General features: G+C 38.3%; 1 protein-coding gene. It reads right to left on the bottom strand.

The window, feature by feature from the left end; all coding sequences use genetic code 11:
* Positions 1-53: 53 nt before the first annotated feature.
* The gene (locus HMPREF2572_RS07915; RefSeq protein ID WP_070497522.1) at positions 54-824 is read right to left on the bottom strand and encodes a hypothetical protein; all 771 of its coding nucleotides are present in this window, start codon (positions 822-824) and stop codon (positions 54-56) included.
* Between the last annotated feature and the right edge of the window lie 149 nt (positions 825-973).

Here is a 973-nt window from a genome sequence, read left to right on the forward strand (position 1 = left end):
ATAGCCGCCCATGTGGGCGGCTGTTAAGGAAGCAGCATGTTACTTCCCTAAAATCAGTTTGTTGATTTCATATTTTTCTGAAACTGTTTTATCCAGTATTTAACTGTTTTTTCCGATGGAATGTCAGGGGCTGGTATTTCATCGTTATTAATTTTTTCGAAAATTAAACGGATTAATTTGGCTTTCCCCCCTTTTTCATTCAGCATTTCCTTTCTTTCTTCCAATAACTGATTTACGGCAGCTATCGTTCCCGCTTTTTCATAGGGGCTTTGCCTGGCTTTGCCTGCTTTTCGGGCATTTTCTGTTATTGCCTCTATGCTGATTTGGTCTTTTCTCAACTCCAAAGACATAAACTCTATGGATGTTGTAATTAAGTTTGCTATTGTCCTAAATTGATTAAAGTTTTCTTGCGATGGCTTGTCTTTGAAGTTTGAAACATACTCATAAATAGCCTTAGCCGTGATGAAATACTGCATTTCTAGGCGCATCTCCAGACTTTGCCCAAAGTGCAACTCTTCTATCACGGGATAAAAATACTCTGAATAATCGATAGGGTCTCCATACTTTTCCTGATACTTCTCTAACGCGTCATTAACCTGCTCCTCAACTAAAGAAACCTTGTAAGTTTCCTTATAACTCCATAGCGATACACCATGCTCAAATTTTTCAAGGCTTTGAAATGTTCTAGTCAACACCCTTTTGGCTTGCCAACTAAGAACTCCTAGCGCGTCCTCAAATTCAGGGCTATTAGTAATATTGAATATAGCTGAATATTTTTGGCTATATGCTGCAATGTATCTTGGATATGCGACATGTGGAAGCATTTGACACCTCTAAACTAATAAAAACACCACAAAAAATCGAAGCGGATATTTTCAGACGACCTCTAATCCGTCTTGCCATCTTGAATCATTTGCAATGCTTGGTTATACCGTTCCCGTAAAAAGTCGCTATACCATTGCATAAACTCTTT

Source organism: Neisseria sp. HMSC064E01 (assembly GCF_001808875.1).
In the GTDB taxonomy this organism is placed as follows: Bacteria; Pseudomonadota; Gammaproteobacteria; order Burkholderiales; family Neisseriaceae; genus Neisseria; species Neisseria sicca_A.

Bases quoted from the DNA above. Each gene is read 5' to 3' on its own strand.
- HMPREF2572_RS07915 (WP_070497522.1), bottom strand. From the start codon at position 824: ATGCTTCCACATGTCGCATATCCAAGATACATTGCAGCATATAGCCAA.